This is a genomic window from Sorangium sp. So ce124 (assembly GCF_051525235.1).
GTDB classification, from domain to species: domain Bacteria; phylum Myxococcota_A; class Polyangia; order Polyangiales; family Polyangiaceae; genus Sorangium; species Sorangium atrum.
Genome location: NZ_CP150312.1, coordinates 979,931 through 998,597 on the forward strand (window position 1 = coordinate 979,931; position 18,667 = coordinate 998,597).

Annotated in this window: 15 protein-coding genes; 10 read left to right on the forward strand and 5 right to left on the reverse strand. The window is 72.3% G+C overall.

What is annotated here, in order from left to right; translation table 11 throughout:
- The first annotated feature begins 583 nt into the window (after window positions 1–583).
- Window positions 584–1,402 carry a hypothetical protein gene (locus WMF19_RS03600; RefSeq protein WP_437897802.1) on the forward strand — a complete coding sequence of 273 codons (819 nt, stop codon included), beginning with the start codon at window positions 584–586 and terminating at the stop codon, window positions 1,400–1,402.
- 32 nt (window positions 1,403–1,434) lie between these two features.
- On the opposite strand, the gene WMF19_RS03605 is transcribed toward WMF19_RS03600, so the two are convergent.
- A complete protein-coding gene (locus WMF19_RS03605) occupies window positions 1,435–4,122 on the reverse strand; it encodes a glycoside hydrolase family 15 protein (RefSeq protein WP_437897803.1) in 2,688 nt (895 codons plus the stop codon).
- A 94-nt stretch (window positions 4,123–4,216) separates the two neighbouring features.
- Between WMF19_RS03605 and WMF19_RS03610 the strand changes: the two genes are divergently transcribed.
- The 7 genes from WMF19_RS03610 (at window position 4,217) to WMF19_RS03640 (ending at window position 10,247) form a co-directional block, all read left to right on the forward strand.
- Complete coding sequence (locus tag WMF19_RS03610) at window positions 4,217–4,771, forward strand: OmpA family protein (RefSeq protein ID WP_272097764.1); 555 nt, start codon at window positions 4,217–4,219, stop codon at window positions 4,769–4,771.
- Between the two features lie 150 nt (window positions 4,772–4,921).
- Entirely contained in the window at window positions 4,922–5,662 is a 741-nt protein-coding gene (locus tag WMF19_RS03615) for a MotA/TolQ/ExbB proton channel family protein (protein WP_272097765.1), read from the forward strand.
- Between the two features lie 15 nt (window positions 5,663–5,677).
- The gene (locus tag WMF19_RS03620; RefSeq protein ID WP_437897804.1) at window positions 5,678–6,181 is read left to right on the forward strand and encodes a biopolymer transporter ExbD; all 504 of its coding nucleotides are present in this window, start codon (window positions 5,678–5,680) and stop codon (window positions 6,179–6,181) included.
- Complete coding sequence (locus WMF19_RS03625) at window positions 6,178–7,038, forward strand: TonB C-terminal domain-containing protein (RefSeq protein ID WP_437897805.1); 861 nt, start codon at window positions 6,178–6,180, stop codon at window positions 7,036–7,038. Before WMF19_RS03620 ends, WMF19_RS03625 begins: the two co-directional genes overlap by 4 nt.
- Window positions 7,029–8,363: a tolB protein gene (locus WMF19_RS03630; protein ID WP_437327485.1), complete on the forward strand. Its 1,335-nt coding sequence runs from the start codon at window positions 7,029–7,031 to the stop codon at window positions 8,361–8,363. The genes WMF19_RS03625 and WMF19_RS03630 overlap by 10 nt, the downstream gene beginning before the upstream one ends.
- Before the next feature lie 323 nt (window positions 8,364–8,686).
- Entirely contained in the window at window positions 8,687–9,259 is a 573-nt protein-coding gene (locus tag WMF19_RS03635; RefSeq protein WP_437897806.1) for a hypothetical protein, read from the forward strand.
- Window positions 9,260–9,668: 409 nt separating this feature from the next.
- Complete coding sequence (locus tag WMF19_RS03640) at window positions 9,669–10,247, forward strand: hypothetical protein (protein WP_437897807.1); 579 nt, start codon at window positions 9,669–9,671, stop codon at window positions 10,245–10,247.
- Between the two features lie 193 nt (window positions 10,248–10,440).
- Here the strand turns inward: WMF19_RS03640 and WMF19_RS03645 are convergent, their stop codons facing one another.
- The 3 genes from WMF19_RS03645 to WMF19_RS03655 form a co-directional block, all read right to left on the reverse strand.
- A complete protein-coding gene (locus WMF19_RS03645; protein WP_272097771.1) occupies window positions 10,441–12,126 on the reverse strand; it encodes an FHA domain-containing serine/threonine-protein kinase in 1,686 nt (561 codons plus the stop codon).
- Between the two features lie 271 nt (window positions 12,127–12,397).
- Window positions 12,398–13,225: a bifunctional hydroxymethylpyrimidine kinase/phosphomethylpyrimidine kinase gene (thiD, locus tag WMF19_RS03650; RefSeq protein ID WP_437897808.1), complete on the reverse strand. Its 828-nt coding sequence runs from the start codon at window positions 13,223–13,225 to the stop codon at window positions 12,398–12,400.
- Window positions 13,226–13,296: 71 nt separating this feature from the next.
- Entirely contained in the window at window positions 13,297–13,521 is a 225-nt protein-coding gene (locus tag WMF19_RS03655) for a hypothetical protein (RefSeq protein WP_437798798.1), read from the reverse strand.
- 200 nt (window positions 13,522–13,721) lie between these two features.
- Here WMF19_RS03655 and WMF19_RS03660 point away from each other — a divergent pair, with 200 nt between their 5' ends.
- Window positions 13,722–14,507, forward strand: coding sequence for an ABC transporter ATP-binding protein (locus tag WMF19_RS03660; protein WP_437897809.1), 786 nt, complete (start codon window positions 13,722–13,724; stop codon window positions 14,505–14,507).
- 6 nt (window positions 14,508–14,513) lie between these two features.
- Window positions 14,514–16,643, forward strand: a complete 2,130-nt coding sequence (locus tag WMF19_RS03665) for an ABC transporter permease subunit/CPBP intramembrane protease (RefSeq protein ID WP_437897810.1) — start codon at window positions 14,514–14,516, stop codon at window positions 16,641–16,643.
- Here WMF19_RS03665 and WMF19_RS03670 read toward each other — a convergent pair.
- Window positions 16,629–18,566 (reverse strand): cellulase family glycosylhydrolase, encoded by a 1,938-nt coding sequence (locus tag WMF19_RS03670; protein WP_437897811.1) that lies wholly within the window; start codon window positions 18,564–18,566, stop codon window positions 16,629–16,631. The two genes, WMF19_RS03665 and WMF19_RS03670, sit on opposite strands and share 15 nt — an antisense overlap.
- Between the last annotated feature and the right edge of the window lie 101 nt (window positions 18,567–18,667).

Below are 18,667 nucleotides of genomic sequence, written 5' to 3' on the forward strand. Positions count from 1 at the left end.
CCGGTCGCGGCCCCCAGACCCATGTCAGCATGACCCCCGGCAGGGAGCCGCGACCCCGTCGAGCGGACAGGTGGTCCGCTCCCGACCACATCGAAGCGCGGCTCTTACCACAGCAGCCCGAAGGCCGGCATCGCAAGCGCCCACCCGGGAAACCTTCGGTCCAGGACGGCTCTCGTCCGACATCGGCCGTCCTGGATGGCAATGCAACGCCGTCTCGCGCTCGATTCTCGGAAATGCCGCGCGGAGACCGCATGCATGGCCGCCCCTCGCGCGCCATACTCAAGATGTAATTTGAATCACAGTTTGGCGTGGCGGGCGCTCGCCGCTGTCGTGTTGCGAGGCCTGCGGGGGGCTCATGGACGTTACCTGCGAAATCTGCGGAATCGTCACCACGGTGTCGAGCGACGCGCGCGGCGGGGCTGCGCTCGAGTGCAGCGTCTGCGGCGGTGCGATGCTCCGTGCGCACGGGAGGGGCGCGGCCTCGCCGCCGGCGGGAGGCGCCGGCCATCGATCGAGCCGGCCTCCTCCGCCGCTCCGGCGATCGAGCGCGCCCTCGGTGCCACGGAGCGACGATGACCCGACGATGATGGACCTCCGGTCGCTCGCGCTGAAGTCGTTCATCGCGACGCTTCCCGCCGCGACGACGACGTCGAGCGCGTCCACGGCGAGCTCGGTCGCGCCGGGCAGCGGCCCGGTCGCCCCGGCGGCGGTGGGCCTGACGACGCCGCAGGCGAGCCGGGGCGCGGAGTCGATCGCGTCGATCGCGTCGACCGCGTTCGCGGGTACGCCGCCGGTCGGGGTCGATGCGCCGAGCGTGAGCGATGTGATGCGCGTCCACGACGCGCTCGTGCCTGTCGCGGTGCCCTTGCGGGCGCGATCACGAGCCCGCGTGCGCGTCCTCGCGGCGGCGACCGTGGTCGGCGCCCTGGCGATCGCCGTCGGGCTCACGCTGATCGTCGGCGGGATGTCGCGTGCGCCGGGGGATGACGTGCCGCCTGCAGCGCAGCGCGGCGTGTCCCGGGCCGGGGAGATCGCGCGGGAGGTGAGCGTGCCGGTCGCGGCGCCTGGCCCTCGGAGGAGGGCGCTGCGCGGGCCCGACGCGCGCGCGCCAGCGGCCGACGACGACGAGGCCAGCGCCGCCGAGCCCGTCCCGGCGCCGCAGGCGCGCGCCGCACCGGAGACGGGCGCGCGCGAGGCCTCCGGGGCGGGGGTGCGCCCGCCCGCCGCGTCGGGGGCGCGCGCCCGGCCTGAGCGTCAGCCTTCACCTCCGCCCGCGTCCGAGGAGGTGTCGCGGCCCCAGCCGCCGGTGTCGCTCACCGACGCGATGGCCGCCGCTGTCGCCGACACGCCGGCTCCCCCCGCTGCGGAGACGCAGCCCCAGGCCGACACCGGCGAGGAATAACCCGCGCCGAGGGCGCGCGCGCTCGGCGAGCGTCAGCGCCGCGCCCTCCGGCGCCGTCGCGTGAGGCCGGCCGCGGTCACGGCCGCCGCGAGCGCCGAGGGCGCGGCGTCACGGCCGCTGCTCGCGAGGAGGCAGCCGCATCCGGCGTCCTCCCGGAGATCGCCGCTGCTGCCGCCGCCGCCGTTGCTTTCGTTGTCGCTACCGCCGGCGGCGTCCGCTCCGGCGGCGCCCGCTCCGGCGGCGCCCACGCCGCCGGCGCCGCTGCTCGAGGGGCCGCCGCCGCTGCCGCTCGCGGCGCTCTCCTCGAAGTACGCGCCGCAGGCCGGGCCGACGACGAGCCCGTCGCGCGCCGCGAGCGCGAGCGCGTAGACGCCCGCGCCGAACCCCACCATGGGCGCGTTGAGCTTGTAGGTGCCGCGGATCTCGTCGTAGGTCTCCGCGATCGCGAGGTAGTTCGCGGCCGACTGATCGAGCACCCACCGGAGCAGCCGGTCCGAGCGCGCGACGTCCCCCATGAGCCGCGCCGCGACAGCGCCGCGCAGGTCGGTCACGACCCACTCGGCGCTGTCGTACTCGCTGCCCCAGGGGCTCAGGTCGTCCGCGCCGGCGTGATCGGTGCGATCGTCGTTCCGGGACCACCCGGCGCCCGCGGGGACGCGCAGGTGCTCGTCGAGCCCGGCGAGCGTGGCGGCGGCGATGCGCCCCTGCGGATCGAACAGGCCCATCGCGATCCCCTCGAGCACCGCCGCGTCCCAGTAGCCCGAGCCCGACGTGAGCTCCTCCAGGTTCCCGGCGAGCGCGCCCGAGGCGTCCGTGAGCCGCGCGGCGATCGCGGCGCGCAGCCGCTCCGCTGCGCCGCGGTACCCCGCGGCCCGGTCCGCCTCGCCTCGGCGCTCCGCGATGGCCGCCGCGTCGCACAGGCCGCGCGCCGCGGTGATGCTCGTGTACGCGAAGGACCGCTCGCGCCCCTTCCAGTGGGTCTCCCAGATGGACGAGTCCTTCCGGACGAGCCCCGTGTCCGGATCGATGAGCGCGACGAGGGCGTCCGCGACCTTCGTCGACGCGGCGGCCCAGCGCTCGTCCACGAAGCCCGTATCCCCGGTGAGCTCCTCGTACTGGCGCAGCGCCCAGAGGAACAGGCCGAACCCGTCGAACTCCAGGTTCGGGCCGAAGTCGTTGAAGTCGGTCTCCTCGACCCCGAAGCCGTGGTAGCGCACCAGGCTGATCTGGTACGGCGGCATGTCGTACGACGCGAGCTCGCTCCAGCCCTGGAAGCGCCCTGCCTCCGCGTCGAGGTAGAACCGCAGCGCGTCGCGCGCCTCCGCCTGCATGCCGAGGGCGGCCATCGCGACGGTCGCGTACGCGCCGTCGCGGATCCAGGCGACCGTCCACTCGCCCGGCGGGAGGCTCGCGAGGACGGCGCCGTGGCCGCGGTGGGCGATGGTGGCCGGCAGCGTGGCCGGCGCGCCGCCGAGCGTCGTGCCGAAGCGCGTGGCGCGCGGCTCGGAGTCCCGCGTCAGGTGCTCGCGCAGGAAGGCGTGGCTCTCGCGGGACTGCGCCATCCGGAGCGTGACGGCCGACTGCCGGAGCAAGGCCGTCTCCTCGGGCGACGCCGAGGGCGGCACCCGGATCGAGCCCTGGAACGCGCGGTACGCGGCGATCTCGTCCGCGACCACCTCCGCCGCGCGCTTCGCGCCGAGGTACGCGTCGAGGGCGCCCTGCACGAGCGGATCCGCCGCGCCCGAGGGGTCGCCGTGGTGCGCGAACGCCACGCCGACCCACCGCGCCTCGCCGGGGCCGATGCTGCCGAGGTCCCACTGGAACGCGCTAACGGAGCCGTCCGCGGTGGGCGCGGCCCCGTCGAGGTCCGGCAGATCGGCGCCGCCGTCGTCCGCGACGATCCGGTAGACGTCGAGGTCCGGCGGGCTGCCCGCCCTGGAGGCGCCGTGGCGCGCGGGGGGCTCGAGCGCGCGCGCGACCACCACGCCGGCGAAGGCGCGCTCGAGGAAGTCGCGCCGGCCCTGGCTCGCGTCGTAGGCGACGGTCTCGCCCGACTCGCCGATGTCGGCCATCACGCCCGGGCGACCGAAGCCGAGGTGGAAATTGTGCAGCGAGAACGCCGACACGCCCTCCGCCGGCCCCTCGCCCCGGTTCTCGATCCGCATCGCCATCACGAACCCGGCCTGCGGGAGGCCCTGCGGCGCGAAGAAGAGCTGCGTGCACTCGAGGTTGCCGACCCGCTGCACCATCGTGACGACGCCCGTGCCGCCGCGCTGCCCGTCGGTCCAGCCGACGTAGCCGCTCGCGTCGAGGTCGACGGGGACCTCGGTCAGCCACCGCTGGTGCCCATCGGAGCGCAGCCCGAAGTACGCGTCGTAGAGCAGATCGCGCGTGCGTACGGCCTGCGGCTGGTTGCCGATCCAGACCTCCTCGCCGCGCTCGTCGAGGAGCGGCTCCTCGGTGGCGGGCAGGCGCTCGCGGAAGTGGGTGAGCCTCGCCGCGCCCAGATCGAGCAGCACCGCGCCGAACCCGTTCGACGAGGGCAGGCGAAAGAACGTGCGCTGCACCGGCGCCTCGGCCCGCGCCGCGTGAGGGGCGGCGAGCGCGACCGACGCCGCTGCGCCGAGCGAGAGGAGCGCGGAGCCGAGGGCCCGGGAGGCGCGGGGCGGGCCGGAACGTTGGTGCCCAAAATATTCCCGCGCCTGGGTCGGGCGATCCATCGCGGCACTTTAACGGAATGCCTGTCATCGCGGCGCGCCGGCTCGCCGGCGGGCGCTCAAAATGCTGCAACGCGCCTCCCGGCGTGGTAACGGCATGCCCATGACAAAACTGCCTGCGTTGATCCTCGTGGTCTCGGCGCCCCTCGCCGCCTTCGCGGCCGGCTGCGGCTCCGATCCGCAGCCGCCGGCGAATGTCGCCAGCGACGTCGCGCCCCCTCCGGTGGCGAAGACCGCCGCCCCGCCTGCCCCGAAGCAGGACACCGCGAAGCCGACGAGCGGATCGATCCGCATCGACGACAAGATCCTCAAGGCCTGCGGCGATCTGCCGACCGCCCGCTTCGCGTTCGACTCGACGGCGATCGAGGGCGAGGCGGCTGGCACGCTCGACGCGCTCGCGCGCTGCTTCGTCTCGGGTCCGCTCAAGGGCAAGGGGATGAAGCTCATCGGCCACGCCGACCCCCGGGGGGAGACGGAGTACAACCTGGGCCTCGGCCAGAAGCGCGCCGGCAGCGTCGCCGAGTACCTCGGCAAGAAGGGCCTCGAGCAGGGCCGCATCGCGACCTCGTCGAAGGGCGAGTTCGAGGCGACCGGCACGGACGAAGAGGGCTGGGCACGCGACAGGAAGGTCGACATCCTGCTTGCGGACTGAGCGCCGCGCCGCGCGCGGCGCTCGGCGAACTTGAAGAGGGCCACGGCCGCGCTTCCAGGCGAGGGAGGGGGCCGCGGCCGCAAACTCCACTGAACTGGGCCGCGCGCGCGGAACCCTGACGAGCCGACTCCCTGACCCGAAGAGATCGAAATGGCCTTCCTGCAAAGCGCCCCTGAGCCGGCGACGGCGGTCCCGATCAAGCTCGATCCCGTCTCCCTCGTCCTTCACGCCTCCGGTCCCGTCTTCCTCGTCGTCTGGCTGCTGATCTTCGCGGCGATCCTCGTCTGGGTGATCGCCGTCCTCAAGGTCCTCCAGCTCGCGCGGCTCGCCTCTCTTCAGGCGCGGTTCGAGCAGGAGTCGGCGCACGCCCACTCGCCCGATCAGCTGTTCGCGCTCGCGCAGCGGCACGCGGACGCGCCCGGCGCCCGCGTCGTGATGGAGCTCAGCCGCCGCGTCGGGACGAGCCGGCTCCTCGACTCGATCGCGAAGCGGGCGATCGTGACCGAGACGCAGCGGGCGAGCGCGCTCATGCCGACGCTCTCGTCGATCGCGGCGGCGTCGCCGTTCATCGGCCTGTTCGGCACGGTCTACGGGATCATGGACGCGTTCCTCCGCATCGGTCAGCAGAAGAGCGCGTCGCTGCCCGTGGTCGCCCCGGCCATCGGCGAGGCGCTCATCGCGACCGCGATCGGGCTGTTCGCCGCGATCCCGGCGGTCATCGCGTACAACGGGATCAACAAGCGCGTCGACGACCTGCTCGCCGCGCTCGAGGCCGCGAGCGAGGGCTGGGTGGAGATCGCGTCGCTCTCCGCGCGGGGGATGCAGGAGTCCATCCCGCTGGCGCTCCAGCGGTCGAGCGACCGGCCCACGCCGGTGATGCCGAAGGGCTGAGGGGCGGGGCCGGTCATGGGCATGTCGGTCGGTGGAGGGCGCAGGCGGCGGGGCGGCGGCGGTTTCAGCGACATCAACGTCACGCCGCTCGTGGACGTGATGCTCGTGCTCCTCGTGGTGTTCATGGTCACGGCCCCGCTGCTCACGGCCGGGCTCCGGGTCGAGCTGCCCAACGTCTCCGCCGAGGAGGCGCCGACGAAGGACACGAAGCTCGTCGTGACCGTCACGAAAGAAGAGAAGATCCTCTTCGGCGAGGACGACGCGACCGCCGACATCGAGGGCGTGCTCGCCTCGAACGGGCGCGTGCAGAAGGAGAAGGAGCTCTACATCCGCGCCGACAAGGACGCCCGCTACGGGGCCGTGGCGCGGGTCGTGGCCGCTGCCCGGGCCGCCGGGGTCGAGGGGCTGAACCTCCTCGTCCAGCCGGAGATCGAGCCGGAGAGCGCGCCGCCGCCGCCCGGGGGAACGGCGCCGCGGCCCGGCGGAGCCGCGCCTCGGCCGGGGGGATCGGCGCCGTGAGCACGGCTGCGGCGCGCGCGCCCGGACCGAGGACGCCGCCTGGGCAGCGCCGGCCGGCGAGCGACTTCCGCCCGCGGGACATCGCGCTCGCCGTCGCGGTGGCGATGGCCGTGCAGGCGGGGGCCGCCGTCGCGGTCAGCCTGGCCGATCTCGCCGTGCCCGCGGCGGCGCCGGAGATCGACAAAGGGCCGAGCGTCCCGGTGAAGGTCGTGCCCGTGCTCGACATGGACACGCCGCTGCTCAAGCTGGGCGGCAAGCGCGACAAGATGAAGCTGCCCGACCGGTGGGTGCGCCAGACGCCCAAGCCGCGCGTCGAGCAGAAGGCGTTCGTGTCGCCGAGCGCGGGCAAGACCGAGGCGGACATCCCGCCCAAGGAGGTCAAGATCGCCGACGCGGGCACCGCGCCGCCGCCGCCCGACGCCGCGGTCGCGAAGCAGGTCGACACCGAGCTCGATCTGAAGACCGACGCCGCCCCGGCCGCCAACGTCGACCAGGAGGGCCACGAGGACGGCGTGAAGGAGGGGACCGAGACCGATCCCCTCAAGGCGCGCGCCGTGGATCTGTACCTGGCCCGCATCGCGGGCTGGTTCTCGAGCAGGTTCCGCGTGAACGGCTCGGGGCTCCCGCCGGAGGAGCTCACGAAGCACAAGCCGCGCGCGGTGATCGTCCTGTCGGACGGGCAGATGGTGAGCTACACGCTGACGCCGAGCGGGAATCCCGCCTTCGACGCCGCCGCGCAGGCGACCCTCGAGGCGGCGAAGGGGCAGGCGCTGCCGCCGCCGCCCGAGAACTATCCCAACCTCGGGCAGAAGCAGGTCAGCGTCACGTTCGTCTGTAGAGAGACCACATGCGACTAGCTCGATACGCCCTCGGCGCCCTGGCGCTCGCCGCCGCCGCGCTCGCCACTCCCCCTGCTCCTGCGCAGGCGCCGGCCTCCTCGGCGGCGCCGCCCAACCCGGACGAGCTGCTCGGCCACATCACGGTCGTGGCCGGCGCGACGCGCCCGCTCCCGAAGATCGGCGTCCTGCCGTCGCTCGTCTCCGACCCCGAGGACGTGACGATCCACAGCGTGGTCCGGCGCGACCTCGAGCTGTGCGGCGAGTTCGAGGTGCTGCCCGACAGCGCCGCGCCCGACGGCCTGTACCTCTCCGACAGCCCGGTGGACGTGAAGGCGTGGTCCGCGAAGGGGGTCGAGGCGGTCGTGAGCGTGAGCGGCAAGAAGGTCGCCGCCGACAAGGTCGAGCTCGTCGGCCAGGCGTTCCTGGTGAACCGGGGGCAGGCCCCGGTGTTCGACAAGAAGTTCATCGTGCCCCTCCGCGACGTGCGCTTCGAGTCGCACCGGGTGGCCGATCAGCTGATCGGCGCCCTCACCGGTCAGAACGGCGGTTTCGCCAGCCACATGACGTTCGCCTCGGGCTCGGGCTCGCTGCGACGCGTCTTCACGATCGACGCCGACGGCCACGACGCCAGGGCCGTCTCGCCGCCCGACCAGACCGCCATCGCCCCTGCGTTCGGGAAGCACGAGCAGCTCCACTACGCGGCGAGCGTGAAGGGCGACGAGTACAAGGTCTTCACGCCCGCCGGCGGCCCGCTCCCGCTGCCCGTGAAGGGCTCGGTCTACGGGATCGCGTTCTCGAAGGATCGCGCCCAGGTCGCCCTCAGCATCGGGGTGGGGTCGACGATCAAGCTGTTCTCCGGTCCCGATCTCCAGAGCATCAAGCCGGCGTCCGAGGTGGGGATGGCGCTGCACCCGGTGTTCACGCCGACCGGCAAGCTCGCCTTCTCCGGCGAGGGCAGGTACGGACAGCGCATCTACGTCGGCGACAAGGCGATCTCTCCGGACGGGCTCTTCGCCTCGGCGCCCACGTTCTGCAACCACCCCGACGGTGTGAAGGCCGTCTATGCCGTCGGCGTGGGAAAGAACACCGATCTCGTCGCCTCGGGGGAGACGGGCGGCGGCCTCGTGCGGTTGACCCAGAATCAGGGCAGGAACGGGTACCCGGCCTGCAGCCCCGATGGGCGGCTCGTGGCGTTCTTCTCCACGCGCACCTCCGGCGAGGGGCCAGGGCTCTACGTCATGCGCGTCGACGGGCAGCGCCCGAAGCGCATCTCGAACCTCCTCGGGGACTCGCTGCGCTGGGATCCTCTTCCGCCCGGCAAGGCCGTCGAAGCGAAGAACTGACGCGGGCGAGCCGCGGGCACGGCCCGGACATCCGGCGAGTGTCCGATCGAGGGCCGCCCGCATCGTGGCTGAGCCAGGTGTTCTCTCCACGACAACTTTTTACGTCCAGGCACGTCTGACGTGGGTAGTTCGTGCGCGCCCTTCCGCGCCGCTGCTGCGAGCGGATGCGAAGGGAGTCCGCGCTCGCAGCCCCCGCTTCCTTGGCCCGCCGCGTCGGTCGCGGTTAGCCTCCGGACTGCTCAGGGGGAGAGTTGGCTGGAAAATTGCAACAAGATTGGGGCGAACCGCCCTGGCCAGCCAGCCGAGGGGAAATGGAGAAGAGCATGGTGTCGAGCCGTATCTGGACCGCCATCGCGATCGTCTGGGCCTTCTGCGCCGGTGGCTGCAGCTCGGTGGCGGCGGTTCAGGAAGCGAGGATCAGCGAGCAGGGGGGGTTCAGGGACCCGGAGCACCGGCTCACCGCGGCGGAGGACGGGGGTTACTGCAGCGCCGAGGTGCTGCGCTGGCAGTACGATGAGCCGGCGGGGATGCTCCGTCTTGCCGATGCCCGTTTGATGCTCGACTGCTGTGGGAAGCGCGCCATCCACGTCGAGAGGATCGACAACCTCTTCGAGGTCACCGAGCAGGACGCGCCGGACGGCGCGGGAGGTCGCTGCAGCGAGCAGTGCGCCTTCGATCTGTCGGTCGGCGTGCGCGACGTCCCGCGGGGCGAGATCTACGTGAAGCTGCTGCGCGATGTGGTCGATCAGCAGAGCGGCCCGGCCGTGATCTGGAGCGGCTCGGTCGATCTTGGCGTCTCCGGCGGCGCGGTCGTCCTCGACGAAACCCCCGCGGAAGCCGGCTGCCAGGCGAAAGGCCTTCCGCGCCAGCGCAGCAAGACCGTCGCCGCGCGATGAGGCGCTGAGCACGCGCCCCCCGAACGTGCCGCCGCACCTCGAGTCCGCGGTGCGGTCGGCAGGGGGAGGGGAGAGCTCGCGAATTGTCCCGCCGCGCATGTCGGCGCGCGGCGTGTGGCGACGCGTGGGATAGCAGAGCAGGTGAACCGACCATGACGTTCATGGTCAGAGAATCGGGCTAACTCTGCCACTTTCGCCTGGACAAGGTTTCCAGAAACCCGTAGATCACACTCGAATGTGCGTGCAGCTGCTCCGGGGTGCGGCATGCGTTCGCACCTTACGTACGTCGGCTTGCAGCTGAATCCCTAGGCGCAGGTAGCGGACACGTGAAGCGCGTATCTAGAGGCCCTGGTTCTTTTTCTTTGGGCGTATTTTAACAGTGTCGCGGGACAGCCAAGGAAGTCGGGGCATGAAGTACCTGGGGGTCTGTGGAGCGCTTGCAACGGTGGGATCGCTGCTCGGTCTGAGCGCGTGCCTGGAGGCGGAGCCCGCGCACGTGGGGCTCGTGAGCGAGGCCGGCGGGTTCGTGGAGCCGGAGCGGCGGCTCGCCTCCGAGGGAGAGGAGAGCTACTGCGGGGCCGAGGTCCTGCGCTGGCGCTACGACCGGGCGAGCGGGGCCCTGAAGATCGCGAACAGCCGGCTCCTGCTGAACTGTTGCGGCCAGCGCGCGATGCACGTCGACAGGATCGACAGCATCTACGAGATCACCGAGAGGGACGAGCCCGACGCGACGAATCCGAGGTGTGATTCGGTCTGCGCGTTCGACTTCGCGGTGGCGATTCCCGAGGTCGCCCAGCGCAAGGTCTACGTGCGGCTGCTGCGCGACGTCGTCGACACTCAGGGCAGCGCAGAGCTCATCTGGCAGGGGGAGATCGACGTCCGGAAGTCGACCGGCGAGGTGGTGCTCGATGGCGTCGCCGCTCCGGGTGAGGCGTGCAGCGGGCCGTCCCAGCAGCCGCTCACAGCCCAGCAGCTCGCCGTTCAGTAGCCGCTCGCTGCTCCGGCCTGGGAGCGGGCTCCCGTCGCGCAAGAGCGCTCGCAGGGGGCAGGCGCTGCGCGGGCTGATACCGGCGCGCTGCGCTTGGTGATGGGCTCCGCGTCTTCGTGACGGAGCACGCGCTCGAGCCGCGGCCCGGTCCCGTTGCTCGAGCGACGGTCGAGCAACGGCCCGGCGGTCTGCCTCAGTCGATCAGCGTGCGCGCGGGGCGGCCAGGCTCGCACTTCACGAGCGTGGCGGTCAGCTCGAGCGTCTCGGGGAGCGTGCCTTGCACCTGCGCGACGACCTGCTCGACCACGTGCTGGGCCTCGTCCAGGTTGGGACCCACGATGGAGACGACGAACGTGAGCGGGCCGGTGCGCCCGGCCGCGGCCGGCGTCAGGCTGAGCAGCAGCGTCTGGGTCAAATCGACGACCTGAAGCGCGGCCTTGCGCAGCGCGAGCATCTCGAGGATCGTCGGTCGCAAGCTCACGAGGCCGTTCTGGCCGCGGAGCTCGAAGCGCGCGATCTGCATCGGCACCTCGGCCCACTCGGCGAAGAAGCCGTCCTCGTCGATCGCCTTCATCAGGTGCTCGCGCACGAGCAGCCCCGTGAGGCCGTCGCGCCGGGCGAGGTAGCGCTTCGCCTTGTCGTGGTGCGGCGAGTCGGGCCCGAACGTGACCACCATGAGGCGGCACTCGCCGAGCTGCACCTCGGCCCCGTGGAGCAGCGAGACCTGCGCTTTGCGCTCGAAGGGGAAGTCCGCGTACGTGCCGTTCGTGCTGTTCAGATCCTCGACCAGCCAGGAGCCCGTCTGCCAGCGGAGGAGCGCGTGTGAGCCGGAGACGGTCGCTTCGGCGAGGACGAGATCCTGATCGCTGCGGCGGCCGATGGAGAGCACCGGCTTCTGCAGCGGGAACAGGGTGGCGACGCTGTCGGGCGCGTTCGTGGCGTACGTGATGAGCAGCGACTGCGCGCCGGGCGTGAACTGCGTCTTGATGGCCCGCCCAGGCGCCGGGCCTGGATCGATGCGCTCGCGCGGCAGCTGGATCGGCGCGGTCGCGGTCTGCGTCGGGTTGAAGAACCGCATGTGCCGCGCCTGCGGGCGCATCTGCGGATCCGGGTTCAGCGCGCGGAAGATCTGCCTGATCTCGTCGTTCGTCAGCGCAGCGGGCACGTCGAACGTGATCTGCTGCTTCATCGTCTTGAGCCGCGGCTTGTAGCCGGGCTCGGGGACGCGGCAGGTCCACATCTCCCAGAGCGTCAGCGCCGCGGCGTAGACGTCGTCCTCAGGGCTCGCGCCGCCGCTGCGCAGCCGCTCCGGCGACATGTAGTGAGGCGTGCCGCCGTCCGGAGGCGCCCCCGGCTTGCGCACGGCAGCGCGGGCGCGCTCCTTCGCGAAGCCGAAGTCGAGGATGACCGCGCGATCGTCGGCGACCATCACGTTGCCGGGCTTCAGATCGCCGTGCACGAGCCCCTGCTGGTGGATCGCGGCGAGCCCCGCGCAGACGTCGGTCGAGATCTTGCGGAACTCGTCGGCGCTGAAGCCGCCCGACGTCTTGCGCTTGCGGATGTGGTTGTGGAGCGTCTGCCCGGGGATGTACTCCATCACGAGGATGGGCCCCCACGGGCTCGGGGCGAGGTCGTGCACGCGGCAGACGTTCGGGTGGCGAGCCTTCTGCGCGAGGATCACCTCCTGCCGCAGGGCCTCGTCGTCGCCGGGCATGGCGGAGGCCTCGGGCACCACCTTGAGCGCAACCTGCTGCTGGGTGAGGCGGTCGAAGGCCAAGAACACCTCGCCCATGCCGCCTTTGCCGATGCTCTTCAGGACCTCGTAGCGGTCGTTGATGACCGTTCCGACGTCGATGGGAGGGAGGGGATCTTTGGTCACGGCCACGGGCGCACGAAGGGTGAGGAAGAGCTCCGCGACGGCGCCGAAGGAGACGCGCCGGGACGCCGATACGGACTGCGCGCAGGGTCGTCCATTCGAGCTCCGGGCGCAACGAGTCGTTGCACAAGGGCTGCAGGCGGCCCGTTCGGCGCCGCACGGGACCGCCCCGCCGCTCCTGCGCAGGGCCGCCTGGCCACCGTGCGGGGCCCGCGGGGCGCGGCCGCCGCGGTCGTCGCGGCCGTCCACAGTCGCGCGCGGCGCGCCGCGCTGTTCAGGGGAACGGCCGCGCCGTGTGGGCGTGGTTCAGCGGACCGTGGCCGTGGCCGAGCCCCGGCGCGGAGCGCATCGCCTCGCGGAGGTAGCGCCGCGCGCGCCCGATCGACGGGACGAGGGCGAGGCCCTGGGCGAGGCCAGCGGCGATGGCCGAGGCGAGCGTGCAGCCCGTGCCGTGCGTCGCGCGCGTCTCGATGCGCGCGTCCTCGAACAGCTGCTCGCCCTCCGGCAGCCCGGAGGCGCCGGGCCCCGGCGCGGCCCGGAGGACGTCGACGACCGTCGCGCCCGGGAGGTGGCCACCCTTCAGCAGCACGGCGCGCGGCCCCATGGCGAGCAGCTGCGCGGCGGCGCTGCGCATCGCGTCCACGCTGTCGATGACCACGCCGGTCAGCGCCTCGGCCTCGGGGATGTTCGGCGTGAGCAGCGCGGCGAGCGGCAGGAGCCGGGCGCGCAGGGCGCCCTCGGCGTCGGGCTTCAGCAGCCGGGCGCCGCCCTTGGCGACCATCACGGGGTCCACCACGAGCGGCGCGCCGCGGCCGAGGCGCTCGTAGACGCGCGCGACCTCGTCGATGACCTCCGCCGAGTGGAGCATCCCGGTCTTGATGGCGTCCGCGCCGATGTCGTCGAGCACCACCTCCATCTGGCGACCGATGAAGTCGGGAGGCACCGGGAACACGGCGTCGACGCCACGGGTGTTCTGGGCGGTGAGCGCGGTGATCGCCGTCGCGCCGAACGCGTCGAGCGCGGTGACGGCCTTGAGATCGGCCTGGATTCCGGCGCCGCCGCCCGAGTCGGATCCGGCGACGATGAGGACGCGTCCTTTCATGAAGCTGAAGCCTCCGGGCCGCGCGTGGCGGCCGGCCATGTGTCGCTCACGCGCGCTCGCTTCGCCGCACGTCAGTAATGCTTGTCGAGGACCGCGGGATCCTTCGTCGTCGCGAAGACCGAGTCGCAGCGCCGGCACCTGTACTTCACCTTCGTCGGCCGGGCCGAGATCCCGAACGCGAGCTGGATGTACCCGAGGACGCGGTACTCCGCCTCGGCGCTCACCATGTAATGATCGCGACCGTGGCCGCAGGGGCACTGGACCGGCTCGGGCGTCGTACGGTCGCGATAGGGCATCGAGGACGGGCTCGTTGGCATGGACGTCAGCGTAGTCTAGGGAGCCCGCGGCGGACGTCGAGAGGCGGCGCCGCCACGCGGCCTGGACGGGGGCGACCGGGCGGCGCGAGCAGGCGGCGGTGCGCCGGGGCCGCCCTGCGTGCGGGCCCGTACGAAGGGCGCTTTGCGCCGCGCCGCCGACCGAACTAGGAGACGCTCCCATGCGCCCCGCCCTGTGCGCCGAGCGTCTGGTGAAGCGGTACGGCGGCGTCACGGCCGTGGACGGGGTCGATCTCGCCGTGTACGCCGGGGAGGTCGTCGGGCTGCTCGGGCCGAACGGCGCGGGCAAGACGACGACCTTGCGGATGCTCGCCGGCATCCTGTCGCCGGACCAGGGGCGGATCCTTGTCGGCGGCGTCGACCTGGCCGCGAGGCCGCTCGAGGCGAAGCAGCGCCTCGGCTTCCTCTCCGGGGACACGCAGCTCTACCAGCGGCTCACCCCCCGCGAGGTGCTCCGTTACTTCGGTCGGCTGTACGGCATGGAAGAGGCGGCGCTCTCGCGCCGGATCGACGCGCTCGTGGCCGACCTGGAGATGGAGGCGTTCGCGTCGCGGCCGTGCGGCACGCTCTCCACGGGGCAGAAGCAGCGCGCCAACATCGCGCGCGCGTTCCTCCACGAGCCGCAGGTGCTCATCCTCGACGAGCCGACGACCGCGCTCGACATCCTCAGCGGCCGCTTCATCGTCGCGTCGATCCGGCGGGAGCGCGCCGCGGGCAGGGCCATCCTCTTCTCGACGCACATCATGAGCGAGGCCGAGTACCTCTGCGATCGCATCGCCCTCATGCACGAGGGCCGCGTCGTCGACGCCGGCACCCTGCCCGAGCTCCTCGGGCGGTCCGGCACGACGAACCTGACCGACGCCTTCCTCCACCACGTGGAGCGGAGCCGCCCGAGCGCTGCGCGCGATACGCCCGAGCGCCCGAGCGCGCCCGCGCCAGGGGGCTGAGGCGTCGTGAGGCTCGCCATCGTCTGGACGATCCTCCGCAAGGAGCTCGTCGAGTCGCTCCGGGATCGGCGCACGCTCGTGCGCCTCGTCGTGGTGCCGCTCCTTCTCTACCCGCTCTTCGCGCTCGCGATGAGCAAGCTCGTCGGCTTCGAGGCGGATGCGCGCGAGGCGCGCCCGTCCAGGATCGCGGTCTGGGGAGAGCTCGCCGAGGACCTGCAGACGAGGCTCTCGGCGGCGGGCAAGATCGAGCTCGCGCCGTGGGCCGGCGCGCCCCCCGACGTGCGCGAAGGGCTCCTCTCCGGGGCGCTCGCGCCGCCGGCGGGGCCGGCGCCCGCGCCGGACGAGGGCGAGGCGCCGCCCCCCGAGGCCGAGCCGCCGAGGTGGATCGAGCCGGAGAACCCCGTGCTCGCCGCGGCGCGCGCCGCGGTGAGCGAGCGCAAGGTCGACGCGGTGCTCGTCCCGTGGCCCTCGCTGGGGGCCGAGCTCGGGCGCGGCGGGAAGGGCGCCGTCGCGATCTACTTCGACTCGGTCCGCGCCGACTCGGCCACGGCGGAGGCGCGCCTCGAGGGCGCGCTGCGGCGCGCCCGCAAGGCCATCATCGCGGATCGAGAGGTGGAGCGCGGCCTGCCCGAGGGGTTCTCGCGCGCGTTCGACGTCGTGCCCCGCGACGTCGCGGCGGACAGCCGCAAGGTCGGCCAGATCCTCGGCGCGATGATGCCGATGCTGCTGATCCTGATGTCGCTCCTCGGCAGCTTCCTCCCCGCGATCGATCTGACGGCGGGCGAGAAGGAGCGCGGCACGATGCAGACGCTGCTGTGCGCGCCCGTGCGGCCCATCGAGATCATCTCGGGCAAGTTCCTGGCCGTGTGGGTCATCTCGCTGCTCACGGCGCTCGGCAACGTGGTGAGCATGTCGCTCACGGTGAGCCGGTTGCTGCCCGACGCGATGGTGGTCGGCCCCGGCACCTTCGCGCTGACGTTCGTGCTGCTCGTGCCGGTCACGCTCCTGTTCTCGGCGCTGTTCCTCGCGCTCGCCGTGTTCGCGAAGGACTTCAAGGACGGTCAGAACGCGCTCATGCCGGCGTACCTGCCGCTCTCGCTGCTCGCCGGCATCACGGCCCTGCCGGTGGTCGAGCTCAACCCGTGGACGGCCTACGCCCCGGTCCTCAACATCGCGGTGCTGATCAAGGCGCTGTTCGTCGGAGAGGCGCCGGCCGATCTCCTCTTCACGGCCCTCGTCTCCTCGGCGCTCTATGCCTGCCTCGCGCTCCTCTTCGCCGCGCGCGTCTTCGAGCGCGAGAGCGTGCTCCTCGGGGGGCACGAGTCGGCGCGCGCCGTGCTCGGCCTGGGGCGCCGGGCCGGCGGGGTGCCCTCGGCGGGCTTCTCGCTGGCGGCGTTCGCGGGCGTCCAGGTGCTTTTCTTCTATGGCAGCCTGCTCATCGCCCGCGCCAGCGTGGCGGTCCAGCTCGCTGTCTCCCAGGTCGGCTTCTTCCTGGTCCCGACCCTCGCGCTGGTCGCCGGCTTCGGCTACTCGCCGCGGGCGACGCTCGGCCTCAGGGCGCCCTCGGTCCGCGGCCTCGCCGGGGCGCTGCTCCTCGGCGTCTCGGCGTGGGCCGCGATCGGCGGCACCGTCCTCCGGTGGTTCCCCGCGCCGGAGCCCTTCGCCCGTGAGCTAGGGGAGCTCGTGCTGCTCGGCGGGCAGCCGTACCCGGTCGTCCTGCTGCTCGTCGCCGTCACGCCGGCCGTCTGCGAGGAGCTCCTGTTCCGCGGCTTCGTCTACGCGGGCCTGCGCCGCGCCGGGCCCGCGGTGGCGATCGTCGTTTCGGCGCTCCTCTTCGGGCTCGCGCACGGGTCGGTGTACCGGCTCTTGCCGACGTTCTCGCTCGGGCTGGCGCTCGGCTACGCGCGCCACCGCACCGGCTCCGCGCTGCCCGGAGCGCTGCTTCACGCCCTGAACAACGGGCTCGCGGTGTCGCTCCTCTATTTCAAGCCGTCGTGGGGGCAAGGCGTCATCGAAGGAGAGCTCCTGCCGTGGAGCATCACGTTTGCAGGGATGGTCGTCTCGCTGGCCGGGCTGCTCCTGCTCCGGTTCTCGGCGCCGGGCGCGCCGGAACCAGAAGATTCACCGCGGCCCTGATCGCAGCTCGAGGATCCGCACGTCGTACGGCGAGAGCTCCACGGCGTGGACCGGGGACTTGCCGCCCAGCTCGGTCAGGTGGCCCGAGGCCACGGCGGGCTTCACCGAGAGCGGCTGATCCGCCTGGCTGACCAGGAAGACGAAGCGGCGGCCATCCCGGTGGCGCAGCGTGTCGGCCGCGACGCGCGGGTCGTCCACCGTCACCGGCCGCTTCACGCCGGCGAGCTCGGCGAGCGCGTCGTAGAGCCGGTAAGTCGGCTCCGGGTTGATCCGCGGGGTCGCCGCGGCGAAGTGCTCGATCGGATAGGTGCAGAGCACGACGCTGCCGCTCCCGATCTTGCGCCGCAGCAGCGCAGGCCGGCCGCGCTGGTCGACCGCGACGACCTCCGCGCCCCTGGCGCGCACGGGCAGGTAAGCGCGGCTGTGCTCGGTGCCGGAGACGGGAAACGCGAGCGTCGTGCCCGCCGCGATCGTGCCGAACTGGCATTCGAAGGTGAGCTTCGCGCGATCGTCCTCGATCGGATCGACCATCCCGTAGCGCAGCTGGTGCTCGACGCCGAACATCGCGTTGAGGTGCGCGTACCACGGCCCGCGCTGCGACCCGTGCGTGCCGTGGCAGTACGACGCGTAGACGACCGCTCCGGCGGACGCCAGCCGCTCCAGGAGATGCCATGTGGGCGCGGTCAGCTGCTTGGCCGACGGCAGCAGGTAAAGCCGGCAGTCCTCGGCGATCCCGTCTCGCTCCCGGGTCAGCCCGACCGGCAGGTCCGCCTCCTTCGCCGCGATGTAGGCCTGCCGCAGCATCGTGAACAGATAGCTGCGGTCCTCGGCCTCCGTGAACGGGAACGCGCCTTCCAGGTACGATGGGACGATGATCGCCGCGTCGGCCGGCTCGCGCTCACAGCCGAGGACGTCGATATCGGAGAGCACCTTCGCGAAGCGGGCCATCTCCTCGAGCTGCGGCTTGGGGCGGCCGTCGACGGTCGTCAGCCCGAAGTGGAGCTCGAAGGGGTGGTGCCTGTAGGGATCCTGGTGGATGAGATCGAAATCGGTGTTGTTCCAGCCGATCCAGCCCGTGGCGCCGGCAAGCAGCGTGTTGTGGAGGACCTGCCGGTAGTAGTGCGCGGCGTTCTCGTCGGAAGCGAAAGCCGATGACACGCCGAACTCCTCCAGCACGACGGGCTTTCCGAGGAAGCCCGTGAGCTCGCAGACGAACGCCGCGCCGTAGTGCTGGCGCACCAGGTCGTTCTCCATCCGGTACACGTGCGGGCCGAGGAAATCGACGAGCGCGCCGAGATCGCGGACGGAGAACCCATTGTCGTTTCCCGTGACCTCGATGCCCCACGCGCCATCGCCGATCGAGATTGGCTGGCTCGCCCCGCCGGCCCGCAGCGCCTGCACGACCAGGCTCGCCCAGCTCGTGACGTTCTCGCGGATCGAGCGCTCGCGCTCGCCGTAGATCGGCATTTCGTTGGAGACGAGCCAGCCCGTCACCGCCCGGTGCCCCGCGAAGCGCCGCGCCATCTGCTCGGCGAACCAGGCTTGCCGGGCCACCATCCACACGTCGCCGTAGAGGTCCCGCCCGCGCCGCCAGGCCGGGTCCCAGTTCTCGCCGGACATGTGGCCGACGAGGAGGGTCGGGATCGTCGTGAGGCCCGCCTCGACGTGCGCCTCGAGGAAATCGGCATAACGCGCGACGCAGTCCTCGTCGATCCGGTCCGGCTCCGGCATGAAGTGAGGCCAGTAGAAGAACGACCGGGTCATGGTCAGGCCGTGATCGGCCAGCACCCGGAGCTCCTCGCGGACCACGAACGGATCATAGCTCTGCCACATGAGCGGGCCGCCGCGCCTCGACCAGAAATTGGCCCCCAGCCAGGCGATCGCCTGTTGACGAACTGCGACTTTGGCGAAATTGCGGTGCATAGTCCTCACGTCCTGGTCATGCAGAGCGGCGCTCTCGAACACCGTCCGTCACCCTGCTCGCGGCGCGGGCCGCGCGATCGAGGCGCGGCCGGCGGGCTACT

Bases quoted from the DNA above. Each gene is read 5' to 3' on its own strand.
- WMF19_RS03670 (WP_437897811.1), bottom strand. From the start codon at position 18,566: ATGCACCGCAATTTCGCCAAAGTCGCAGTTCGTCAACAGGCGATCGCC.
- WMF19_RS03655 (WP_437798798.1), bottom strand. From the start codon at position 13,521: ATGCCCTATCGCGACCGTACGACGCCCGAGCCGGTCCAGTGCCCCTGC.
- WMF19_RS03610 (WP_272097764.1), top strand. From the start codon at position 4,217: ATGCCCATGACAAAACTGCCTGCGTTGATCCTCGTGGTCTCGGCGCCC.
- WMF19_RS03605 (WP_437897803.1), bottom strand. From the start codon at position 4,122: ATGGATCGCCCGACCCAGGCGCGGGAATATTTTGGGCACCAACGTTCC.
- WMF19_RS03615 (WP_272097765.1), top strand. From the start codon at position 4,922: ATGGCCTTCCTGCAAAGCGCCCCTGAGCCGGCGACGGCGGTCCCGATC.
- thiD (WP_437897808.1), bottom strand. From the start codon at position 13,225: ATGAAAGGACGCGTCCTCATCGTCGCCGGATCCGACTCGGGCGGCGGC.
- WMF19_RS03630 (WP_437327485.1), top strand. From the start codon at position 7,029: ATGCGACTAGCTCGATACGCCCTCGGCGCCCTGGCGCTCGCCGCCGCC.
- WMF19_RS03660 (WP_437897809.1), top strand. From the start codon at position 13,722: ATGCGCCCCGCCCTGTGCGCCGAGCGTCTGGTGAAGCGGTACGGCGGC.
- WMF19_RS03635 (WP_437897806.1), top strand. From the start codon at position 8,687: ATGGTGTCGAGCCGTATCTGGACCGCCATCGCGATCGTCTGGGCCTTC.
- WMF19_RS03600 (WP_437897802.1), top strand. From the start codon at position 584: ATGATGGACCTCCGGTCGCTCGCGCTGAAGTCGTTCATCGCGACGCTT.
- WMF19_RS03620 (WP_437897804.1), top strand. From the start codon at position 5,678: ATGGGCATGTCGGTCGGTGGAGGGCGCAGGCGGCGGGGCGGCGGCGGT.
- WMF19_RS03640 (WP_437897807.1), top strand. From the start codon at position 9,669: ATGAAGTACCTGGGGGTCTGTGGAGCGCTTGCAACGGTGGGATCGCTG.